This window comes from Streptomyces sp. NPDC107538, from assembly GCF_055657445.1.
In genome coordinates, this window is record NZ_JBVKAY010000012.1 from 130,353 (window position 1) to 148,482 (window position 18,130).

At 72.0% G+C, this 18,130-nt stretch carries 19 protein-coding genes and 1 riboswitch; of the genes, 10 read left to right on the forward strand and 9 right to left on the reverse strand.

Annotated features, from left to right (window positions below; genetic code table 11):
• The first annotated feature begins 69 nt into the window (after positions 1–69).
• The 4 genes from ACZ7MG_RS33130 to ACZ7MG_RS33145 all read left to right on the forward strand — a co-directional run bounded on the left by ACZ7MG_RS33130 (position 70) and on the right by ACZ7MG_RS33145 (position 5,610).
• The gene (locus ACZ7MG_RS33130) at positions 70–870 is read left to right on the forward strand and encodes an ATP-binding cassette domain-containing protein (protein WP_471394410.1); all 801 of its coding nucleotides are present in this window, start codon (positions 70–72) and stop codon (positions 868–870) included.
• Positions 842–2,926 (forward strand): YhgE/Pip family protein, encoded by a 2,085-nt coding sequence (locus ACZ7MG_RS33135; protein WP_471394407.1) that lies wholly within the window; start codon positions 842–844, stop codon positions 2,924–2,926. Before ACZ7MG_RS33130 ends, ACZ7MG_RS33135 begins: the two co-directional genes overlap by 29 nt.
• Before the next feature lie 53 nt (positions 2,927–2,979).
• A complete protein-coding gene (locus tag ACZ7MG_RS33140; RefSeq protein ID WP_471394405.1) occupies positions 2,980–3,612 on the forward strand; it encodes a TetR/AcrR family transcriptional regulator in 633 nt (210 codons plus the stop codon).
• Positions 3,613–4,095: 483 nt separating this feature from the next.
• Positions 4,096–5,610 (forward strand): phytoene desaturase family protein, encoded by a 1,515-nt coding sequence (locus ACZ7MG_RS33145; protein ID WP_471394402.1) that lies wholly within the window; start codon positions 4,096–4,098, stop codon positions 5,608–5,610.
• Positions 5,611–5,635: 25 nt separating this feature from the next.
• Here the strand turns inward: ACZ7MG_RS33145 and ACZ7MG_RS33150 are convergent, their stop codons facing one another.
• The 6 genes from ACZ7MG_RS33150 to ACZ7MG_RS33175 all read right to left on the reverse strand — a co-directional run bounded on the left by ACZ7MG_RS33150 (position 5,636) and on the right by ACZ7MG_RS33175 (position 10,570).
• On the reverse strand, positions 5,636–6,595 hold the full coding sequence (locus tag ACZ7MG_RS33150; RefSeq protein WP_471394399.1) for an SCO2102 family sporulation regulator: 960 nt from the start codon (positions 6,593–6,595) through the stop codon (positions 5,636–5,638).
• A gap of 56 nt (positions 6,596–6,651) precedes the next feature.
• The gene (metF, locus tag ACZ7MG_RS33155; RefSeq protein ID WP_471394396.1) at positions 6,652–7,575 is read right to left on the reverse strand and encodes a methylenetetrahydrofolate reductase [NAD(P)H]; all 924 of its coding nucleotides are present in this window, start codon (positions 7,573–7,575) and stop codon (positions 6,652–6,654) included.
• A gap of 142 nt (positions 7,576–7,717) precedes the next feature.
• Positions 7,718–8,362, reverse strand: a complete 645-nt coding sequence (gene thiE / locus ACZ7MG_RS33160) for a thiamine phosphate synthase (RefSeq protein WP_471394393.1) — start codon at positions 8,360–8,362, stop codon at positions 7,718–7,720.
• A gap of 145 nt (positions 8,363–8,507) precedes the next feature.
• Complete coding sequence (locus ACZ7MG_RS33165) at positions 8,508–8,873, reverse strand: Rv2175c family DNA-binding protein (RefSeq protein WP_013004329.1); 366 nt, start codon at positions 8,871–8,873, stop codon at positions 8,508–8,510.
• 51 nt (positions 8,874–8,924) lie between these two features.
• Positions 8,925–10,157 carry an NAD(P)/FAD-dependent oxidoreductase gene (locus ACZ7MG_RS33170; RefSeq protein WP_471394388.1) on the reverse strand — a complete coding sequence of 411 codons (1,233 nt, stop codon included), beginning with the start codon at positions 10,155–10,157 and terminating at the stop codon, positions 8,925–8,927.
• Between the two features lie 32 nt (positions 10,158–10,189).
• Positions 10,190–10,570 (reverse strand): avidin-fold protein, encoded by a 381-nt coding sequence (locus tag ACZ7MG_RS33175; protein ID WP_471394385.1) that lies wholly within the window; start codon positions 10,568–10,570, stop codon positions 10,190–10,192.
• 51 nt (positions 10,571–10,621) lie between these two features.
• Positions 10,622–10,733, forward strand: a riboswitch (TPP riboswitch).
• Between ACZ7MG_RS33175 and thiO the strand changes: the two genes are divergently transcribed.
• The 5 genes from thiO (at position 10,731) to ACZ7MG_RS33200 (ending at position 16,047) form a co-directional block, all read left to right on the forward strand.
• Entirely contained in the window at positions 10,731–11,936 is a 1,206-nt protein-coding gene (gene thiO / locus ACZ7MG_RS33180; RefSeq protein ID WP_471394383.1) for a glycine oxidase ThiO, read from the forward strand. It overlaps the preceding riboswitch by 3 nt.
• A 44-nt stretch (positions 11,937–11,980) precedes the next feature.
• Positions 11,981–12,181: a sulfur carrier protein ThiS gene (thiS, locus tag ACZ7MG_RS33185; RefSeq protein WP_471394703.1), complete on the forward strand. Its 201-nt coding sequence runs from the start codon at positions 11,981–11,983 to the stop codon at positions 12,179–12,181.
• 3 nt (positions 12,182–12,184) lie between these two features.
• Positions 12,185–12,979 carry a thiazole synthase gene (locus ACZ7MG_RS33190; protein WP_471394380.1) on the forward strand — a complete coding sequence of 265 codons (795 nt, stop codon included), beginning with the start codon at positions 12,185–12,187 and terminating at the stop codon, positions 12,977–12,979.
• A 171-nt stretch (positions 12,980–13,150) separates the two neighbouring features.
• A complete protein-coding gene (gene pknB, locus ACZ7MG_RS33195) occupies positions 13,151–15,067 on the forward strand; it encodes a Stk1 family PASTA domain-containing Ser/Thr kinase (protein ID WP_471394377.1) in 1,917 nt (638 codons plus the stop codon).
• Positions 15,068–15,135: 68 nt separating this feature from the next.
• Complete coding sequence (locus tag ACZ7MG_RS33200; protein ID WP_471394374.1) at positions 15,136–16,047, forward strand: deoxyribonuclease IV; 912 nt, start codon at positions 15,136–15,138, stop codon at positions 16,045–16,047.
• 16 nt (positions 16,048–16,063) lie between these two features.
• Here the strand turns inward: ACZ7MG_RS33200 and ACZ7MG_RS33205 are convergent, their stop codons facing one another.
• A complete protein-coding gene (locus tag ACZ7MG_RS33205) occupies positions 16,064–16,339 on the reverse strand; it encodes a hypothetical protein (protein WP_471394372.1) in 276 nt (91 codons plus the stop codon).
• A 51-nt stretch (positions 16,340–16,390) separates the two neighbouring features.
• Positions 16,391–17,038: a sulfite oxidase-like oxidoreductase gene (locus tag ACZ7MG_RS33210; protein WP_471394369.1), complete on the reverse strand. Its 648-nt coding sequence runs from the start codon at positions 17,036–17,038 to the stop codon at positions 16,391–16,393.
• A 174-nt stretch (positions 17,039–17,212) separates the two neighbouring features.
• Here ACZ7MG_RS33210 and bfr point away from each other — a divergent pair, with 174 nt between their 5' ends.
• Complete coding sequence (gene bfr / locus ACZ7MG_RS33215; protein ID WP_045555341.1) at positions 17,213–17,692, forward strand: bacterioferritin; 480 nt, start codon at positions 17,213–17,215, stop codon at positions 17,690–17,692.
• Positions 17,693–17,710: 18 nt separating this feature from the next.
• Here bfr and ACZ7MG_RS33220 read toward each other — a convergent pair whose 3' ends face one another.
• Positions 17,711–17,935 carry a (2Fe-2S)-binding protein gene (locus ACZ7MG_RS33220; protein WP_471394366.1) on the reverse strand — a complete coding sequence of 75 codons (225 nt, stop codon included), beginning with the start codon at positions 17,933–17,935 and terminating at the stop codon, positions 17,711–17,713.
• Positions 17,936–18,130: the final 195 nt, after the last annotated feature.

The following is an 18,130-nucleotide window of genomic DNA, read 5'->3' on the forward strand; positions in this document are numbered from 1 at the left end:
AGGTTCGGAGTAGTTTTTGCACTGACCAGTCAGTTCAAAAACGGCAGTGAGTCCAGAGGGGTCGGGGGCATGGCGGAGCCAGAGGAGGCGGGCGCGGGGCGGGGTGCGGCCCGTGGGGTCGCCCTCGGCGCCGAGGGGTTCGGGCTGAAGGGGCCGCGCGGCTGGGCGTTCCGGGGTGTCGGCTTCGAGGCGGAGGCCGGCTCGCTGGTCGCGGTCGAGGGGCCGTCGGGGTCGGGCCGGACCTCTCTGCTGCTCGCGCTCACCGGGCGGATGAAGCCGAGCGAGGGCCGTGCCACGGTCGGTTCGCTCCCGCTGCCGAAGCGGATGGCCGCCGTCCGCCGCATCAGCGCCCTCGCTCATGTCCCCGGCGTGACCGACCTCGACCCGGCCCTGACCGTCGGGGAGCATCTGCGGGAACGGGCGCTGCTGCAGCGGCGGTTCGACGGCACCCTGCGCGGGCTGCTGCGGCCCCGGGCCGAGCGCGCCGCCGAGGCGAAGGACCGGATCGAGGCCGCGCTGACCGCCGCCGGGCTCGACCGCGAGGCCCTGCCGAAGGGTTCCCGGACCGCCGTACGCGACCTGGACCGGATGGAGGCCCTGCGGCTGTCCGTCGCCCTCGCCCTCGTCGGCCGCCCCCGTCTGCTCGGCGTGGACGACTGCGACCTGAAGCTCTCCGACACCGAACGGGCCGCGATGTGGGCCCTGTTGCGCTCCCTCACCGAGTCCGGGATCACGGTGGTGGCGGTGTGCAGCGAGGCCCCGGATGACGCCGTCGTGGTGTCGACGGCGCCCGGAGAACCGGCGGACGACAAGAACTCCGACGACGACAAGGAGACGGCCGATGCGCTCGCCGCGACTCGCCGCGCTTGAGCTGAGGCGGTTCGGGCGGGGGAAGCTGCCGCGCGCCGCGCTGATCTCGCTCCTGCTGCTGCCGTTGCTGTACGGCGCCCTGTACCTGTGGTCCTTCTGGGACCCGTACGGCCGTCTGGACCGTATCCCCGTGGCCCTGGTGAACGACGACAAGGGGGCGTCCGTCGGCAAGGAGCGGCTGACGGCGGGGGACGACATCGCGAAGGGGCTGCGGGACAGCGACACCTTCGAGTGGCACCCGGTGAGCGCCGCCGAGGCCCGTGCGGGCGTAGAGGACGGCACGTACTACCTGTCGCTGACGATGCCGGAGGACTTCAGCGAGCGGATCGCGTCCAGTTCGGGGGACGTGCCGGAGACGGGCGCCCTCCAGGTGCGGACGAACGACGCCAACAACTACATCGTCGGGCAGATCTCGCGGACGGTGTTCTCGGAGGTGCGGACGGCGGCGTCCACGAAGGCGTCGCGGTCGTTCCTGGACCGGATCTTCATCTCCTTCTCGGACATCCACGGGAAGACCGAGGAGGCGGCGGACGGCGCCGACGACCTCAAGGGCGGTATCGACAAGGCGGAACAGGGTTCCAAGGACCTCGCGGACGGGCTGAAGGAGGCCAAGAAGGGCAGCGGGAAGCTGTCCGGCGGGCTGAAGGACCTGGACGAGGGCGCGGGCGATCTGGAGGACGGCGCCCGGCAGGTCGCGGACGGCACCGGCAAGCTCGCCGACAAGGTCGGCGCGGCGGCGGACCAGGTGCGGCCCTTCCTGAAGGAGAACGGCGGCACGATCGCCGACACCGCCACCCTGGTCGCCGACTCGGCGGCCACGATCCGGGACCACCTCGACGCGTTCGTGACGACGGCGCCGGCCGCCGCGACCGGCACCCGTGCCGCCTCGGACACGCTGGACGACGTCCACAAGAGGCGCTGTGAGGAGGCCGTACTGCCCGACGCGGCCTGCACCGACCTGAAGAAGGCGAAGGACGCGGCGGCGGAGGCGGCCGTGCTCGCCGAGGACGTGAACACCGTGGTGAAGAACTACGACGGTGATCTGAAGGCATTCGACAAGGACCTCCAGACCCTGGAGCAGCAGGCCCGCGCCCTGGCGAAGGCGGCGCCCACCCTCTCCACGGACCTCGACAACGCCGTCGCCAAGGTGAACGCCCTCGACAAGGGCGCCGAGAAGGTCGCCAAGGGCGCCAGGACGCTGCACACGGGCCTCGGCACCGCGAAGACCGGCGCGGAGGACCTGGACACGGGCGTCGGCGACCTCAGGACCGGCGCGGTCGACCTCAAGGGCGGTATGTACCAGCTGGCCGACGGCTCCGGGAAGCTCGCGGGCGGGCTGCACGACGGGGCCGAGCAGATCCCCGACTACGACGAGCAGGACCGCGACCGGCGCACCGAAGTGATGGCCGACCCGGTGGAGTTGGCGACCAGGGACCTGCACAAGGCGCCCAACTACGGCACCGGGTTCGCCCCGTACTTCATCCCGCTGTCCCTGTGGGTGGGCGCGATGGTGGCGTACATGCTGATCCAGCCGCTCAACCGGCGGGCCCTCGCCGCGGGCGCCTCGGCGTGGCGGATCGCGCTGGCGGGCTGGCTGCCGGTGGCCGCGCTGGGCGTGCTGCAGACGGTCGCGCTGATGGCCGTACTGCACTGGGCGGTCGGCCTGGAGATGGCGCGGGCGGCCGGGACGGTGGGCTTCCTGTTCCTGGTGACGGCATGCTTCGCGGCGATCGTGCAGTGGCTCAACGCGCGCTTCGGGGCAGCGGGCCGCATCCTCGTCCTGGCCTTCCTGATGCTGCAGTTGACGTCGGCGGGCGGCACGTACCCCGTGCAGACCAGCCCGGACTTCTTCAACGCGGTGCACCCCTTCCTGCCGATGAGCCATGTCGTCGACGCGCTGCGCCGGCTCATCACGGGCGGTGGCCTCGGCCCGGTGTGGCAGGCGTGCGCGGTGCTGGTGGCCTTCACCGCCGGCGCCCTCGCGCTGACCGCCCTGTCGGCCCGCCGCAAGCAGGTGTGGACCCTGGACCGGCTGCACCCGGAGCTGAGTCTGTGACCGCGCACCGGATGGTTCCCGCGCACCGCGCGGTTCCTGTGACAATCAAGGCCATGGAAAGCAGCAACGCCCCCGGCGGCGCAGGCGGGGGCCGCCGTGAGGCGACCCGGCAGAAACTCTACGAAGCGGCCGTCACCCTCATCGCGGAGCAGGGGTTCTCCGCGACCACGGTGGACGAGATCGCCGAGCGGGCCGGTGTCGCCAAGGGCACGGTCTACTACAACTTCGCGAGCAAGTCCGTCCTCTTCGAGGAGCTGCTGCGGCACGGCGTGGGCCTCCTCACCGCCTCCCTCCGCGAGGCCGCCGAGCGGACGGCGAAGGAGGGCGGCAGCCGGGTCGACTCCCTGGACGCGATGATCCGGGCCGGACTCGTCTTCATCGACCGCTATCCGTCCTTCACCCAGCTCTACGTCGCCGAACTGTGGCGCACCAACCGGGCCTGGCAGTCCACGCTGATGGTCGTCCGGAAGGAGGCGGTCGCGGTCGTCGAGGGCGTACTGCGCGAGGGCGTCGAAGGGGGCGAGCTGAGCGACGAGATCGATGTCGGCCTGACGGCGGCGGCCCTGGTCGGCATGGTCCTGGTGGCCGCCCTGGACTGGAAGGCCTTCCAGCCGCACCGCACCCTGGACGACGTCCACGCGGCACTGTCCCGGCTGCTCCAGGGCCGCGTGAGCGGCCACCGCTGACACACGGGAGCGCCGGTCCGAACTGGCCGCGTCCCCCGCGGGCCACCTCGAACCGGCGCTTCCCTGTTCCCCCGTACTCCCCCGTACTCCCCCGTGCCTCGCTCCCGCCGACTGCCGTCGACGGAAGGAGCGGTAAGAGCGGGAACCGTTCCGCCGCCCCGTGTCGGCGGTACCGGATCCGCGCCCCTTCCCGTACCTCCACTCTCCCGTTCACGCAGGTGGGAGCCCATCCGTACGGATACTCAACTCACCGCATAGGTACGCGTACTCAGCCCTGCGCACTCAGCCCCACCCCACCCTGTTGCCGACTGGTGACAACCACGCCCGCGTTCGTACTCCCCTGGTCGGCGGCGCAGCCGCCACTCAGGGGCGCGGGGAACTGCGCGACCAGCCCCCACCGACCCGCACCCGCCGAACCGACCGAACCCCCCGTGCCCGACCGCGAAACAAGAGATGTCAGCGGCGGCCGATAAGGTCGCTCACATGGCAGAGATCGCGGTGATCGGCGCCGGCCTCGGCGCGATGGCGGCCGCCGCCCGGCTGGCCGTCGCGGGCCACCGCGTGGTGGTGCACGAGAGCACGGCGACCTACGGCGGAGCCGTGGGCCGCTTCGAGCGCGACGGCTTCGTGTTCGACACGGGCCCGGGGCTGCTGCCCCTGCCCGCCGTCTACCGCGATCTGTTCCTCAAGACCGGCAGGGAACCGCTGGAGAAGTGCGTCGACCTGGTCCAGGTGGACCCGGCCGCCCGGCACGTCTTCGCGGACGGCACCGACCTCCCGCTGCCGGGCGCCTCGCGTGCGGGCGTGGTCGCCACGCTGAACTCCGCGCTCGGCTCGGGCGCCGGCGACCGCTGGGGCGACTTCCTGGTGCGGGCCCGCGAGGCCTGGGACCGCACCCGCCGGCCCCTCCTGGAGGAGCCGCTGTGGTCCGACTGGAAGGTCCTCGCCGAGCGCGAGCCGTACCCCTCGGTGCCCCACAAGCGCCTGCTGCGCACCCGTCGCGCCGCCACCCTCACCGAGGTCGGCGCCTGGGAGCTGCGCGACCCCCGGCTGACGGCCCTGCTGGAGAGCCACGCCCTCGCGTACGGCCTGGACCCGAGGACGGTCCCGGCGAGCGCGGCGGTGCTGCCGTACATGGAGCACGCTTTCGGCGTCTGGTACGTCCGGGGCGGGACACGGGAGTTGGCGCGGGCGCTGTACGAGCGGTGTCTGGCCCGGAAGGTCGGGTTCGTCTTCGGTGCCGAGGTCACGGGGATCGTCGAGAAGGACGGCCGGGCGGCCGGGGTGGAGCTGGCGGACGGCTCGGTGGCCGACGCCGACTTCGTGGTCGCCGGGGTCGTGCCCGAGGTGCTGGGCCGCCTGGCGCGGCGTCCGGCCGTCCGGGGTGAGGGCGACGTCCCGGCCCGGCGGGGGGCCACGAGCCGGCTGACCGTGCTGCTGGCGCTGCGCGGTGGCCGTCCTCAGGGCACGGCGCACCGGACGGTGGTGCACGCGGAGGACCGCGACGCCGAGCTGGACGCGCTGTTCGGGCCGTCCGCAGGGACGGTCGCGGGGCCCACGGTCACGGTGCTGCGCCCCGACGATCCGGCGCTGGTGCCGGACTCCGGGCACGAGGCGGTCACGGTCAGCTGCGCGGTTCCGGCCGGTTCCGGCGGCAGCGGGGCCGGGTCGGAGGCGAGCGAGCGACAGGTGGAGCAGCTGATCGACGCCGCCGAGCGGGCCGTGCCCGACCTGCGGGACCGCCTGCTGTGGCGTGAGGTCCGCACCCCTGCCGACATCGCGCGGACGACCGGTGCGCAGGGCGGCGCGATCCCGGCCCCGGCGCTCGCCGCGGCCGACGGGCGCTGGCTGCACCCGGCCAACTCCACCGCGATCCCAGGCCTGTTCACCGTCGGCGGCTGGTCCCACCCCGGCGGCGGCCTCCCGCACGCGGGGATGTCGGGCGCGCTGGTGGCCGGACTGATCGTGGAGGGCCCGGGCTTCCGCGGCTCGCAGTGAGGCTCACCGAGGCCCGGGTGAGCCTTCAGAAACGGTACTGCTGCTCGTCGTAACCGTTCTGGCCATTGCCGTTGCCATGGCCCTGGTACGGGTACTGCTGGTCGGCCGGCTGGTCGTTGCCGAACGGGTCGAAGGAGTCGTCGGTGCTGCGCTGCTGCGGCACCCAGACACCGCCGGGCGGGGTCTCGGCGCCGTACCCGGCGTTGCCGTACTGGTCCTGGCCATAGCCCTGCTGCCCGTACCCCTGCTGGCCGTACGACTGGTCGTAGGAGGCCGTGGCGTCGTACGTCTGGGTGCCGATGTACGGGTCGGAGTAGGCGGCGTACTGCTGCTGGTTCGGGTCGTAGCCGTAACCCTGCTGGTCGTAGCCGTAGTAGGCGAAGGCCTCGTCCTGCGCGGACTGCTGGTCGGCGGTCGCGTAGGGCTGGCCGGCCGCCGTGCCCGCGGAGGCGTTGTCCTCGCTGTAGACGCCGTAGGTGTTGGTGTCGTCCGGCATGGGCTCCGGCGAGTAGACGGTGGCCGCGGCGGGCGTGGACTGCGGGCGGACGAACACGTCGTCGTCGCGGTCGTCGTCGAGCCGGTCGTCGTCCCGGCGGTACGTGCCGCCGGCCGTGGACTCCAGGTCCGTGACCTCCAGGGTCGGGTCCTGGCGGTCCGGTTCGCCGCGCCGCCGCTTCTTGCCGGCCTTGGGGAGTCTGGGGAGCCTGCCGCCGTCCTCGTCCTCACCGGAACGCGGGCGGACCGCCCAGCCCGCCTCGAAGCCGCGGCGGAAGGAGAGGGTCACATAGGTCTGTCCGACGGCGAACGCGATCGCGCCCAGCGCGATGACGATCACATTGGGGATGAGCACCCCGAGGACGACGCACAGGAATCCGGCGAAGGCGAGCAGCCGCCAGCGCAGGCGTGCCTTGTACTGCAGCAGCACCTCACCCAGCAGCCACAACGCGACGACGCCGAACGCGATGTAGAGGACCGTCCAGCCCATGTACGCCCCTCTCCCTGTGGCCGCTACGCAGTGTGTCGTACGCGAGTGCGACCGGTCTAGGCCCGAGGTGGATGGTGCGGGCCCAGGTTCTCGTAGATTTCCAGAGTCGCGGTGGAGTTGTTCAGGGTGATGAAGTGAAGTCCGGGGACTCCTTCGTCCAGCAACCTCGCGCAGAACTCCGTGGCGAACTCGATGCCAATGGAGCGTACAGCGGCCGGATCGTCTTTGGCTGTGACGATCCGCTCTTTCAGGGCGTTCGGGATGGCGGCGTTGCTGAGTTGCGGCAACCGTTCCAGCATCTTCACGCTGGTGACGGGCATGACCTCGGGAATGACAGGGGTTTCACAGCCGGCCTTGGCTACGGCGTCCCTCAGACGCAGGTACGAGTCCGGGTGGAAGAACATCTGCGTGATCGCGTAGTCGGCGCCGGCCCGGCACTTGTCGACGAAGCGGGCCACGTCGCTGTCCCAGTCCGGGGAGCGCGGGTGCATCTCCGGGAAGGCCGCGACGCCCACGCAGAAGTCGCCCGACTCCTTGATGAGCCGCACGAGTTCGGCGGCGTACGTCAGGCCCTCCGGGTGCGCGACCCACTCGGCCATGGGGTCGCCGGGTGGGTCGCCGCGGACCGCGAGCATGTTGCGGATCCCGGCGTCCGCGTACTGCCCGATGATGTTGCGCAGTTCGGCGATGGAGTGGCTGACCGCGGTGAGGTGGGCGACAGGGGTGAGGGTGGTGTCGGCGGCGATCTGCTCGGTCGCCCTCACCGTGCCGGCCCGGGTGGAGCCGCCCGCGCCGTACGTCACGGAGACGAAGCTCGGGGCGACCGCCTCGATCCTGCGGAGGGCGTTCCACAGGTTCCGCTCGCCCTTCTCCGTCTTGGGCGCCCAGAACTCGAAGGAGTACGTGGTCCTGCCCGTGGCGAGCATGTCGCGCACGGTGCGCGCGCGATCCGTCCTGGTGGAGGCGGTTCCTAGGGCCATACCGGCAGGTTAGTCAGGTCGGGGCCGTCCCCCAACCAGACCCGGGCTTTTTGTCCGTTTTGCCGATCTGTTGTCCACGCCTTGGACGGACGGGGCCGGTGCGCGGCGGGTGCGCGGCCGGTGCGGGACTCCCGAAACGCCCCTAGAGGGCACGCAGGCGTTTGGCGAACTCCGCCGCGGCGGCTCCGGGGTCGTCGGCCTCGGTGATCGCCCGGACGACGACGGCCCGGCGGGCGCCCGCCTCGACGACCTCGTCGAGGGTTCCGAGGTCGATGCCGCCGATGGCGAACCAGGGGCGGTCGGTGCCGAGGGCGGCGGTGTACCGCACGAGGTCCAGGCCGGGGGCGTGGCGGCCGGGCTTGGTGGGGGTGGGCCAGCAGGGGCCGGTGCAGAAGTAGTCCACGCCCTCCTGGACGGCCGCCGCGGCGGCCTCCTCCTCGGCATGCGTGGAGCGGCCGATGAGGACGTCCGGGCCGAGGATGGCGCGGGCGGCGGGGACGGGGAGGTCGCCCTGGCCTAGGTGCAGCACGTCCGCGCCGATGGCGTGCGCGACGTCCGCGCGGTCGTTGACCGCGAGCAGCTTTCCGTGCCGGCGGCAGGCGTCCGCGAGGACCCGGAGGTGGTCCAGCTCCTCGGCGGCCTCCATGCCCTTGTCGCGGAGCTGCACGATGTCCACGCCGCCGGCCAGGACGGCGTCCAGGAACTCCGGCAGGTCGCCCTGGCGCTTGCGGGCGTCCGTGCAGAGGTAGAGCCGGGCGTCGGCGAGCTGTGCGGCGGCGTCGGGCATGCGTGGATCCCCCGTTGACGGTGCGTGGTCGATACGGCGCACGGAGCGGCGCCCCTCGCGGGCCCCGGCTCCCGTGCGCCGCACAGGCGGCTGCGGTGCGGATCTACAGGTCTCGCACCTGTTGCGGGTGTTCAGGCAGGTCGGGTCAGACGGCGAGCGCCTGGGCGCGGCGCTTCACCTCCGTGCCGCGATTCTCGCTCAGGGCCTGGGCCGGGGTGCCGGGCAGGCTGGGGTCCGGAGTGAAGAGCCACTCCAGCATCTCTTCGTCGGTGAAGCCGTCGTCCCTCAGCAGGGTCAGGGTGCCGGTGAGGCCCTTGACCACCTTGTCCTCGTCGATGAAGGCGGCGGGGACGTGCAGCGCGCGGTTCTCACCACGGCGTACGGCGATGAGCTGGCCTTCCTTCACCAGCTGCCGTACCCGGGTCACCTCGACGTCCAGCATCTCTGCGATGTCGGGGAGGGTCAGCCACGCGGGGACGAGAGCATCGATCTTTGCGTCAATCTCGGTCACATCTCCAAGACTGCCATCTGGGACTGACAGTGGGTAGCCGAGGCGCCCGGTCTACGCCGTCGCCGCCTTCAGGGGCCTCGCCGGGTCCATCAGCAGCTCCGGGTCCATCGGGGTGCCCGCCTCGATCAGCCGGCGCCCCTGGGCCAGGTCCCGGGGGCGGCCCACCGCCAGCAGGGCGACCAGCCGGCCCTCCCGGAGCCAGCACACCGACCAGGCGGCGCCGGTGGGGTCACCGCGCCAGAGGGTGGTGTCGGCCGAGGCGTGGTCCCCGGCGTACTGGACGAAGCGGCCGAACTGCTCGGACCAGAAGTACGGCACGGGGTCGTACGCCTCGGGGGTCTCGCCGACGATGTTCGCGGCGACCGTGCGGGGGCCCTGGAGGGCGTTGTCCCAGTGGTGGACGAGGAGTCGCCGGCCGTACCTGCCGGAGGGGAAGGAGGCGCAGTCGCCGACCGCGTAGACGTCGGGCGCGGAGGTGCGCAGATGGTCGTCGGCCAGCACCTCGCCGTGGGCGCCCAGGGCGATGCCCGAGCCCGTCAGCCAGGCTGTCGCCGGGCGGGCGCCGATGCCCACGACGACCGCGCCGGCCGGTACCCGGGTGCCGTCGTCCAGGACGACCGTCCCGGGCTCGACGCGCTCCACGCGCGCGTGGGTGCGCAGGGTGACGCCGCTGTCGGCGTACCAGGCGGTCATGGGCGCGGCCACCTCCGCCGGGAGCGCCCCGGCGAGCGGGCGGTCGGCCGCCTCGACGACCGTCACCGCGCAGCCCGCCTCGCGCGCGGCGGTGGCGAACTCGGCGCCGATCCAGCCCGCGCCCACGACCACGATGTCGTGCTGCCGGGCCAGTACGGGCCGCAGTCGCTCGGCGTCGTCCAGGGTCCGCAGCAGATGCACCCCGGGCACGCCCTCGGCGCCCGGCAGCCGGATCGGTTCCGCGCCGGTGGCGAGGACGAGGAGGTCGTACGGGACGGGTCCGGCGGCCGTGTCGAGCGCGTGGTCGGCGGGGCGCAGGCCCGTCACCTCGCGGCCGAGGTGGAGTTCGATGCCGAGCGCCTCGAAGTCGACGTCGAAGGCGGAGCCCTCGGCCTTGCCGAGCAGGACGGCCTTGGAGAGCGGCGGCCGGTCGTAGGGCTGGTGGGGCTCGGCGCCGATCAGGGTCACCTCGCCGGTGAAGCCCTGTTCGCGCAGGGCGACGGCGGTCCTGACCCCGGCCATGCCCGCGCCCACGACGACGACCCGTCGTCCGGTCCGTTCCGGCGCCTGCGTCCGCGTCTGCTCGCTCACCTGATCACCATAGACAGCTGACGAACGGTCAGTCAGCGGCCGTGCCCCGTGAGCTGTTCCACACCCTCGTCGGCCTCGGCCGGTTCCTCCACGACGCTCGTGCCGCTGCCCGGCCCCGACTCCCACTCCCAGGTCTCCTCCAGGCGGACCCGCCCGCCGGGCAGTTCGACCACCCGGGACACACAGTGCCCGGACGCGGTGGTCCCGTCGGTCCTCAGCTGTACGTACCGGAAGTCCAGCCGGTCCCCCGCGCGCGTGCCCACGAGGTGACCGCGGACGACGTCGCCGCCCGTGTACTCGGCCCAGATCTCGCCGTCCTTCTCGTGGTACGCGAAGCGGGTGCGGGTGCCCACCTGACCTGGGGCCTGGTCGGCGACGGGGACGAGGACGAGACCGTCGAGCGAGCGGGCCACGGGCGGAGGCTCCCTTACTGAGGCGAACGGCGCGGGCTAGGGTGGCCAACGTAGAGCACTCGCGGGAGCCCGGACGCACCGGGCTGAGAGGGAGGCTGGCGGCCTCCGACCGTACGAACCTGATCCGGGTCATGCCGGCGAAGGGAGGGGCTGGACGCCCATGTCGCGTACGCACACCTCGGATGCGCACCCACCCGACACGCACACGTCGGACGTCCTCGTCGTGGGGGGCGGAATCATCGGGCTGGTCACGGCGTGGCGGGCCGCGCAGCGCGGGTTCGCCACGGCCGTGGTCGATCCCGAACCCGGCGGCGGGGCCGCGCGGGTGGCGGCCGGGATGCTCGCCGCCGTCACCGAACTGCACTACGGCGAGCAGACCCTGCTGGGGCTCAACCTGGAGTCCGCGCGCCGCTACCCGGACTTCGCGGCCGAGCTGACCGAGACCACCGGCCTCGACCTCGGCTACCGCCGCTCCGGCACGCTCGCCGTGGCGCTCGACGCCGACGACCGCGCCCATCTGCGCGACCTGCACGCCCTGCAACGCCGGTCGGGCCTGGACTCGGAGTGGCTGAACGGCCGCGACTGCCGCCGTCTGGAGCCGATGCTCGCACCGGGCGTGCGCGGCGGGCTGCGGGTCGACGGGGACCACCAGATCGACCCGAGGCGGCTCTCCAGGGCCCTCGTCGCGGCCTGCGAGCGCGCCGGGGTGGTGTTCCACCGGACCAGGGCCGAGGAGCTGTCGGTGGTCCGGGAGCGGGCCACCGGGGTCCGCACCGGCGACGGCGACCTGCTTTCCGCCGGGCGGACCGTCCTCGCCGCGGGCAGCCTCAGCGGGCGGCTCGCCGGCGTCCCGGACGACGTACGGCCGCCGGTGCGCCCGGTGAAGGGGCAGGTGCTGCGGCTGACCGTGCCGCGGCCGTACGCGCCCTTCCTCAGCCGTACCGTGCGGGCCGTCGTACGCGGCAGCCACGTCTATCTGGTGCCGCGCGAGAACGGCGAACTCGTCGTCGGCGCGACCACCGAGGAGCAGGGCTGGGACACCACGGTGACCGCGGGCGGGGTGTACGAACTGCTGCGGGACGCCCATGAGCTGGTCCCCGGGATCACCGAACTCCCGCTCACCGAGACCCGCGCGGGTCTGCGCCCCGCCTCCCCCGACAACGCGCCGCTCCTCGGCCCCACCGCACTCGACGGCCTGCTGCTCGCTACGGGCCACTACCGCAACGGGGTCCTCCTCACCCCGGTCACCGGCGACGTCCTGGCCCATGTGCTGACCACCGGTGAACTGCCCGAGGAGGCCCGGGACTTCACCCCCCTGCGGTTCCGCGCCGGCGCGGTCCGCGAACTCCTGGAGCAGCCCGTATGAGCACCGGCCGTACAAGCACCAGCCGTATGAGCACCGCCGGGACCCTGACCGTCCTCGTCAACGGGGAGCGGCGCCGGATCGCCCCCGGCACCGCCCTCGACGCGCTCGTGCGGACGCTCACCCCGTCCGCCTCCGGTGTCGCCGCCGCGCTCAACGAGACCGTCGTCCCGCGCGCGCGGTGGACGACCACCACCCTCGCCGAGGGGGACCGTGTCGAGATCCTCACCGCCGTCCAAGGAGGCTGACCCATGGCAGACGACCCCTTCGTCCTCGGCGGTACGACCTACTCGTCCCGGCTGATCATGGGCACCGGCGGGGCGACCGGCCTGGACGTCCTGGAACGCGCGCTGGTGGCCTCCGGCACGGAGCTGACGACGGTCGCGATGCGCCGGGTGAACACCACCGTGCACGGCTCGGTGCTGTCCGTCCTCGACCGGCTCGGCATCCGGGTGCTGCCGAACACAGCCGGCTGCTTCACGGCGGGCGAGGCCGTGCTGACGGCCCGCCTCGCGCGCGAGGCGCTCGGTACGTCCCTGGTGAAGCTGGAGGTCATCGCCGACGAGCGCACCCTGCTGCCCGACCCGATCGAGCTGCTCGACGCCGCCGAGACGCTGGTCGACGACGGTTTCACCGTGCTGCCGTACACCAACGACGACCCCGTGCTCGCGCGGAAGCTGGAGGACGTGGGCTGTGCGGCGATCATGCCGCTGGGGTCGCCGATCGGTTCCGGGCTCGGCATCCGCAACCCGCACAACTTCCAGCTGATCGCCGAGCACGCGCGTGTGCCGGTGATCCTCGACGCGGGTGCCGGTACGGCGTCGGACGTGGCCCTCGCGATGGAGCTGGGGTGTGCGGGGGTGATGCTCGCCTCCGCCGTGACCCGGGCCCAGGAGCCGGTCCTGATGGCCGAGGGCATGCGGCACGCGGTGGAGGCAGGACGGCTGGCGTACCGTGCGGGCCGCATCCCGCGCCGGCACTTCGCGGAGGCGTCGTCACCGGGCGAGGGGCTGGCCCGGCTGGATCCGGAGCGGCCGGCGTTCTGAGGCGCGGTTCACGCACCCCGCCCCTCCCGCCCCTCACTCGAACAGCCGAGCGAGTTCGGTCGGAGACCCGCCTGTCACAGCCCTCCGGCCTCGGTCACAGCTCTGCTGCAGTACGTCTCGCGCAGCCCGCGGCTTATGGGCCTGTCAGCCACGGCTCGTACACTCACCTGCGTGGACACGACCCTTCAGGACCCGCTTGTCGGCCAGGTGCTCGACGGCCGGTATCGAGTCGAGGCGCGGATCGCGGTCGGCGGGATGGCCACGGTCTACAGGACCGTGGACACCCGCCTCGACCGGGTGCTCGCCCTCAAGGTGATGCATCCGACGCTGGCCGCGGACCGGACGTTCGTCGAGCGGTTCATCCGCGAGGCCAAGTCGGTGGCCCGGCTGTCCCACCCGAACGTGGTGGGCGTCTACGACCAGGGCGCGGACGGCTCCTACGTCTACCTCGCGATGGAGTACGTCGCCGGCTGCACCCTGCGTGACGTGCTGCGCGAGCGCGGGGCGCTGCAGCCGCGGGCGGCGCTGGACATCCTGGAGCCGGTGCTCGCCGCGCTGGGGGCCGCGCACCGCGCCGGGTTCGTGCACCGGGACATGAAGCCGGAGAACGTGCTGATAGGGGACGACGGCCGGGTCAAGGTCGCCGACTTCGGGCTGGTCCGGGCCGTGGACACGGTCACCAGCACCACCGGGTCCGTTCTCGGCACCGTCTCCTACCTCGCCCCCGAGCAGCTGGAGCACGGCACGGCCGACACCCGTGTCGACGTGTACGCGTGCGGCGTGATGCTCTACGAGATGCTCACCGGCGGCAAGCCGCACGCCGGGGAGTCCCCCGCCCAGGTGCTCTACCACGCGCTCCACGACGACGTGCCGCCCCCGTCGGCCGCGGTGCCGGGGCTGTCGTACGAGCTGGACGCGCTGGTCGCCTCGGCGACCGCCCGGAATCCTGAGCTGCGGCCGTACGACGCCGTGGCGCTGCTCGCGCAGACGCTGGAGGCGCGGGCCGGGCTGAGCGCCGAGCAGCTGGACGCGGTGCCGCCGCAGGCGATAGCCGGCGGCCATGACAACGCCGACGACCGGACGAGCGTGATCCCGCGCTCGCTGTCCGTGTCGCGGTCGGTGGGGACGGATCCGGACCACCTGAACCGTACGAGCCGGCTCGCGTCGCCTCCGCCGCCGCCCCGCCGCACCCGCGCCTCCGCCGCTCCCCGGCGCGGGATGTGGGCGGTGATCGTCGCCGTGCTGCTCGTCCTCGGGGTGGGCGGGGGTGTCTGGTACATCAACTCGGGCCAGTTCACGCAGGTACCGGCCGTGCTGCAGCAGAGCCAGGCGGACGCGACGAAGCGGCTGGAGGGCGCCGGGCTCGACGTCGACGTCGAGCAGGCGTTCAGCGACAACGTCAAGCGCGGCAGGGTGATCAGCACCGACCCGGCACCCGGGGCGCGGATCCGGGACAACGACACCGTGACGGTGACGATCTCCAAGGGCCCGCAGACCGTGAAGGTGCCCGATCTGAAGGGCTACCGGCTGGATGTCGCGAAGTCCAAGCTGAAGGACGCCGGGCTCGAACCGGGCGTGGTGACGCGGGAGTTCAGCGACGAGGTCATCCGGGGGCAGGTGATCAGCACCGAGCCGGGCACCGGCACCGAGATCTCCTCGGGGGCGGCCGTCCGGATCGTGGTCAGCCGGGGCGCCCCGGTGGAGGTGCCCGAGGTGGCGGGTGCCTCGGTCGCGGACGCCACCGCCGAGCTGGAGGAGGCGGGCCTGAAGGTGAAGATCACCACGCAGCGCGTCAACTCCGAGTTCGACAAGGGACTCGTGGCCGAGCAGTCGCCGGAGACCGGCAAGCAGGTCGGCACGGGCGACACCGTCACCCTGACGATCTCCAAGGGGCCCGTGATGGTCGAGGTCCCGGATGTCGTGGGCGACAGCGTCGACGACGCGACCCAGCAGCTCAAGGACGCCGGTTTCGAGGTCGAGGAGGACCGGGGGATCCTCGGACTCTTCGGCGACGAGGTCAGGAGCCAGTCGGTGGACGGCGGTGACACGGCGCCCAAGGGGTCGACCATCACCATCGAGATCCGCTGACGGGATCGGCCCGGCCGTCGCCTCGAACCGGCGGCCGGGCACCACGGGCCGCATGACACCCTGGTGCGGTGAGCACTCAGCAGTCCCCCGCCCTCCCGGGCGCGGCCCCCACCCCTTCCGGCCCGTCCCGCAACCCCGTCGGCGGGCATGTCCCCGTCGCCGGGGGCCTGAACTCCGTCGGGCTGACGTACGCGCGTGATCTGAAGGCCGAGACCGTCCAGGTCTTCGTCGCCAATCCGCGCGGCTGGGCGACGCCGGTCGGGAATCCCCGGCAGGACGAGGAGTTCCGGGCGGCGTGCGCCGAGGAGTCGATCCCCGCGTACGTCCACGCGCCGTACTTGATCAACTTCGGGTCGCACACCGAGGCGACGGCGGAGCGGTCCGTGGAGTCGATGCGGCACTCACTGCGCCGGGGGCGGGAGATCGGCGCGCTCGGGGTGGTCGTGCACACCGGGAGCGCGACGGGCGGGCGGGACCGGTCGGTGGCGCTGAAGCAGGTGCGTGAGCATCTGCTGCCGCTGCTGGACGAGTTGACCCATGACGACGATCCGTATCTGCTGCTGGAGTCGACGGCGGGGCAGGGTTCCTCGCTGTGCTCGCGCACCTGGGACTTCGGGCCGTACTTCGAGGCGCTGGACGCCCATCCGAAGCTGGGCGTCTGCCTGGACACCTGCCACATCTTCGCGGCGGGCCACGACCTGACCGGCCCGGACGGTATGCACCGGACCCTCGATCTGCTGGTGGACACGGTCGGCGAGGGCCGGCTGAAGCTGATCCACGCCAACGACTCCAAGGACGTCGTCGGCGCCCACAAGGACCGCCACGAGAACATCGGCTCCGGCCACATCGGCGAGGACCCGTTCCGCGCGTTGATGACCCACCCCGCCACGGCGGGCGTCCCGCTGATCATCGAGACGCCCGGGGGAAAGGAGGGGCACGCGGCGGACGTGGAGCGACTGAAGAAGCTGCGGGACGGCTGACGGGACCGGCGCCGGTTCACTCCTGCGTCTCGATCAGCACCTGCGAGGTGTCCACCAGGTGCAGCACCAGCACGATCAGCAGGCCGGCACCGATGACGTAGTCCACGGCCATGGTGCGGGTCAGCGCGATCGTCCGGGTGTTCTCGTCGCCGGAGAGCACCACGGAGATCTTGTTGCGGGGGTCCCTCGCCAGTATGGCCAGACCGCGCCGCAGCTCCTCGACGCGGACGCCCGGGAGACTGTCGCGAACGCGGGCGGCGCCCTCCGAGAAGATCACGTTGAAGACGGTCATGAACGGCTCCCCGCACGGTTTAGCGGTAACCGGCGGTGAGCCTACCGACCTTCACAGCTCGGGCCCCTCCCCCGGCTCCTCCTGGTACGAGTACCGCTGTTCCTGCCACGGGTCGCCGATGTTGTGGTATCCGCGTTCCTCCCAGAAGCCGCGGCGGTCGGCGGTCATGTACTCGATGCCGCGGACCCACTTGGGGCCCTTCCAGGCGTAGAGGTGGGGGACGACGAGACGGAGCGGGAAGCCGTGTTCGGCGGTGAGGAGTTCGCCGTCCTTGTGGGTGGCGAAGATCGTGCGGTCGCCGGCGAAGTCGGCGAGCCGGAGGTTGGAGCTGAAGCCGTACTCCGCCCACACCATCACATGGGTGACCTCGGGGGCGGGCGGCGCGATGTCCAGGATCGTGCGGGCCGGGATGCCGCCCCATTCCGCGCCGACCATGCTGAACTTCGTCACGCAGTGCAGATCGGCCACGACCGAGTCGTACGGCAGGGCGGTGAACTCGTCGTGGGTCCAGGCGTGCTTCTCGCCGTCGGCGGTGGCGCCGAAGACCCGGAAGTCCCAGCGCTCGGGACGGAACTTGGGGACCGGCCCGTAGTGCGTGACGGGCCAGCCGCGCTGGAGTCGCTGTCCCGGCGGAAGCTGCGACGATGCCGCGTTCTCAGATGCGCGATCTCCTGATTCGCGTTCCACCGGCTGACCCATGACTCCATCCTGACAGACCCCGAGTGGTGCACATGACCAGGGTCCACCCGACCCGGACATTTAGAACTAAGGCTGCACTTACTTACTAAGCTTGCACTTACTGGACGATCTTCGACAGCGGTGCAATCATCGCGGCGCAACCTCCCAGTTCCCCGCTTGGAAGGAGCCTCTGCGATGCAGGGCGACCCCGAGGTCATCGAATTCCTCAACGAGCAGCTGACGGCCGAGCTGACCGCGATCAACCAGTACTTCCTGCACGCGAAGATGCAGGAGAACTTCGGCTGGACGAAGCTCGCGAAGTACACACGTCACGAGTCCTTCGACGAGATGAAGCACGCGGAGGTGCTCACCGACCGGATCCTGTTCCTGGACGGGCTGCCGAACTACCAGCGACTGTTCCACGTCCGGGTGGGCCAGACGGTCAAGGAGATGTTCGAGGCCGACCGGATGATCGAGGTCGAGGCGATCGACCGTCTCAAGCGCGGCATCGAGGTGATGCGCAACAAGGGTGACGTCACCTCGGCGAACATCTTCGAGTCGATCCTCGCGGACGAGGAGCACCACATCGACTATCTCGACACCCAGCTGGAACTGCTGGAGAAGCTCGGCGAGGCCCTCTACATCGCGCAGCTGATCGAACAGCCCGAGAGCTGAGTCAGGCCGAGAGCCGCGTCAGGCCGCTTCCCCGAGCTCGGTGAAGACCGGCTCGCCCTGGTCGGCCACCTCACGCCGCGGGCACGCGCCCCTGCCGAGGATCGCCTGGATCCGGCGTACGCAGGAGCCGCAGTCGGTGCCCGCCTTGCAGGCCGACGCGATCTGGCGAGGGGTGCAGGCGCCGTCCGCCGCGTGCTTCTTGACCTGCTGCTCGGTGACGCCGAAGCAACTGCAGACGTACACGCGGTTCACCTCCCGCCGGGATCGATAGGTGGCGCCATCCCGATGATCGGTGAGGCTAACCTAACCTTACCCGGCACGCCGGAACCGCAAAAGTGGAGTGGGGGGGTGGTGTGGATGGGTTTGCTGGCCCGCCCCCCCCCCCCTTACCAACCCACCTCCCTCTCCTCCCCCTCTCCCCCCCCACCCCGCCCGTCC

Excerpts from the sequence above, each read along its gene's own strand:
- ACZ7MG_RS33130 (WP_471394410.1), top strand. The coding sequence starts at position 70 with ATGGCGGAGCCAGAGGAGGCGGGCGCGGGGCGGGGTGCGGCCCGTGGG.
- ACZ7MG_RS33135 (WP_471394407.1), top strand. The coding sequence starts at position 842 with ATGCGCTCGCCGCGACTCGCCGCGCTTGAGCTGAGGCGGTTCGGGCGG.
- ACZ7MG_RS33140 (WP_471394405.1), top strand. The coding sequence starts at position 2,980 with ATGGAAAGCAGCAACGCCCCCGGCGGCGCAGGCGGGGGCCGCCGTGAG.
- ACZ7MG_RS33145 (WP_471394402.1), top strand. The coding sequence starts at position 4,096 with ATGGCAGAGATCGCGGTGATCGGCGCCGGCCTCGGCGCGATGGCGGCC.
- ACZ7MG_RS33150 (WP_471394399.1), bottom strand. The coding sequence starts at position 6,595 with ATGGGCTGGACGGTCCTCTACATCGCGTTCGGCGTCGTCGCGTTGTGG.
- metF (WP_471394396.1), bottom strand. The coding sequence starts at position 7,575 with ATGGCCCTAGGAACCGCCTCCACCAGGACGGATCGCGCGCGCACCGTG.
- thiE (WP_471394393.1), bottom strand. The coding sequence starts at position 8,362 with ATGCCCGACGCCGCCGCACAGCTCGCCGACGCCCGGCTCTACCTCTGC.
- thiO (WP_471394383.1), top strand. The coding sequence starts at position 10,731 with ATGTCGCGTACGCACACCTCGGATGCGCACCCACCCGACACGCACACG.
- ACZ7MG_RS33190 (WP_471394380.1), top strand. The coding sequence starts at position 12,185 with ATGGCAGACGACCCCTTCGTCCTCGGCGGTACGACCTACTCGTCCCGG.
- ACZ7MG_RS33205 (WP_471394372.1), bottom strand. The coding sequence starts at position 16,339 with ATGACCGTCTTCAACGTGATCTTCTCGGAGGGCGCCGCCCGCGTTCGC.
- ACZ7MG_RS33210 (WP_471394369.1), bottom strand. The coding sequence starts at position 17,038 with ATGGGTCAGCCGGTGGAACGCGAATCAGGAGATCGCGCATCTGAGAAC.
- bfr (WP_045555341.1), top strand. The coding sequence starts at position 17,213 with ATGCAGGGCGACCCCGAGGTCATCGAATTCCTCAACGAGCAGCTGACG.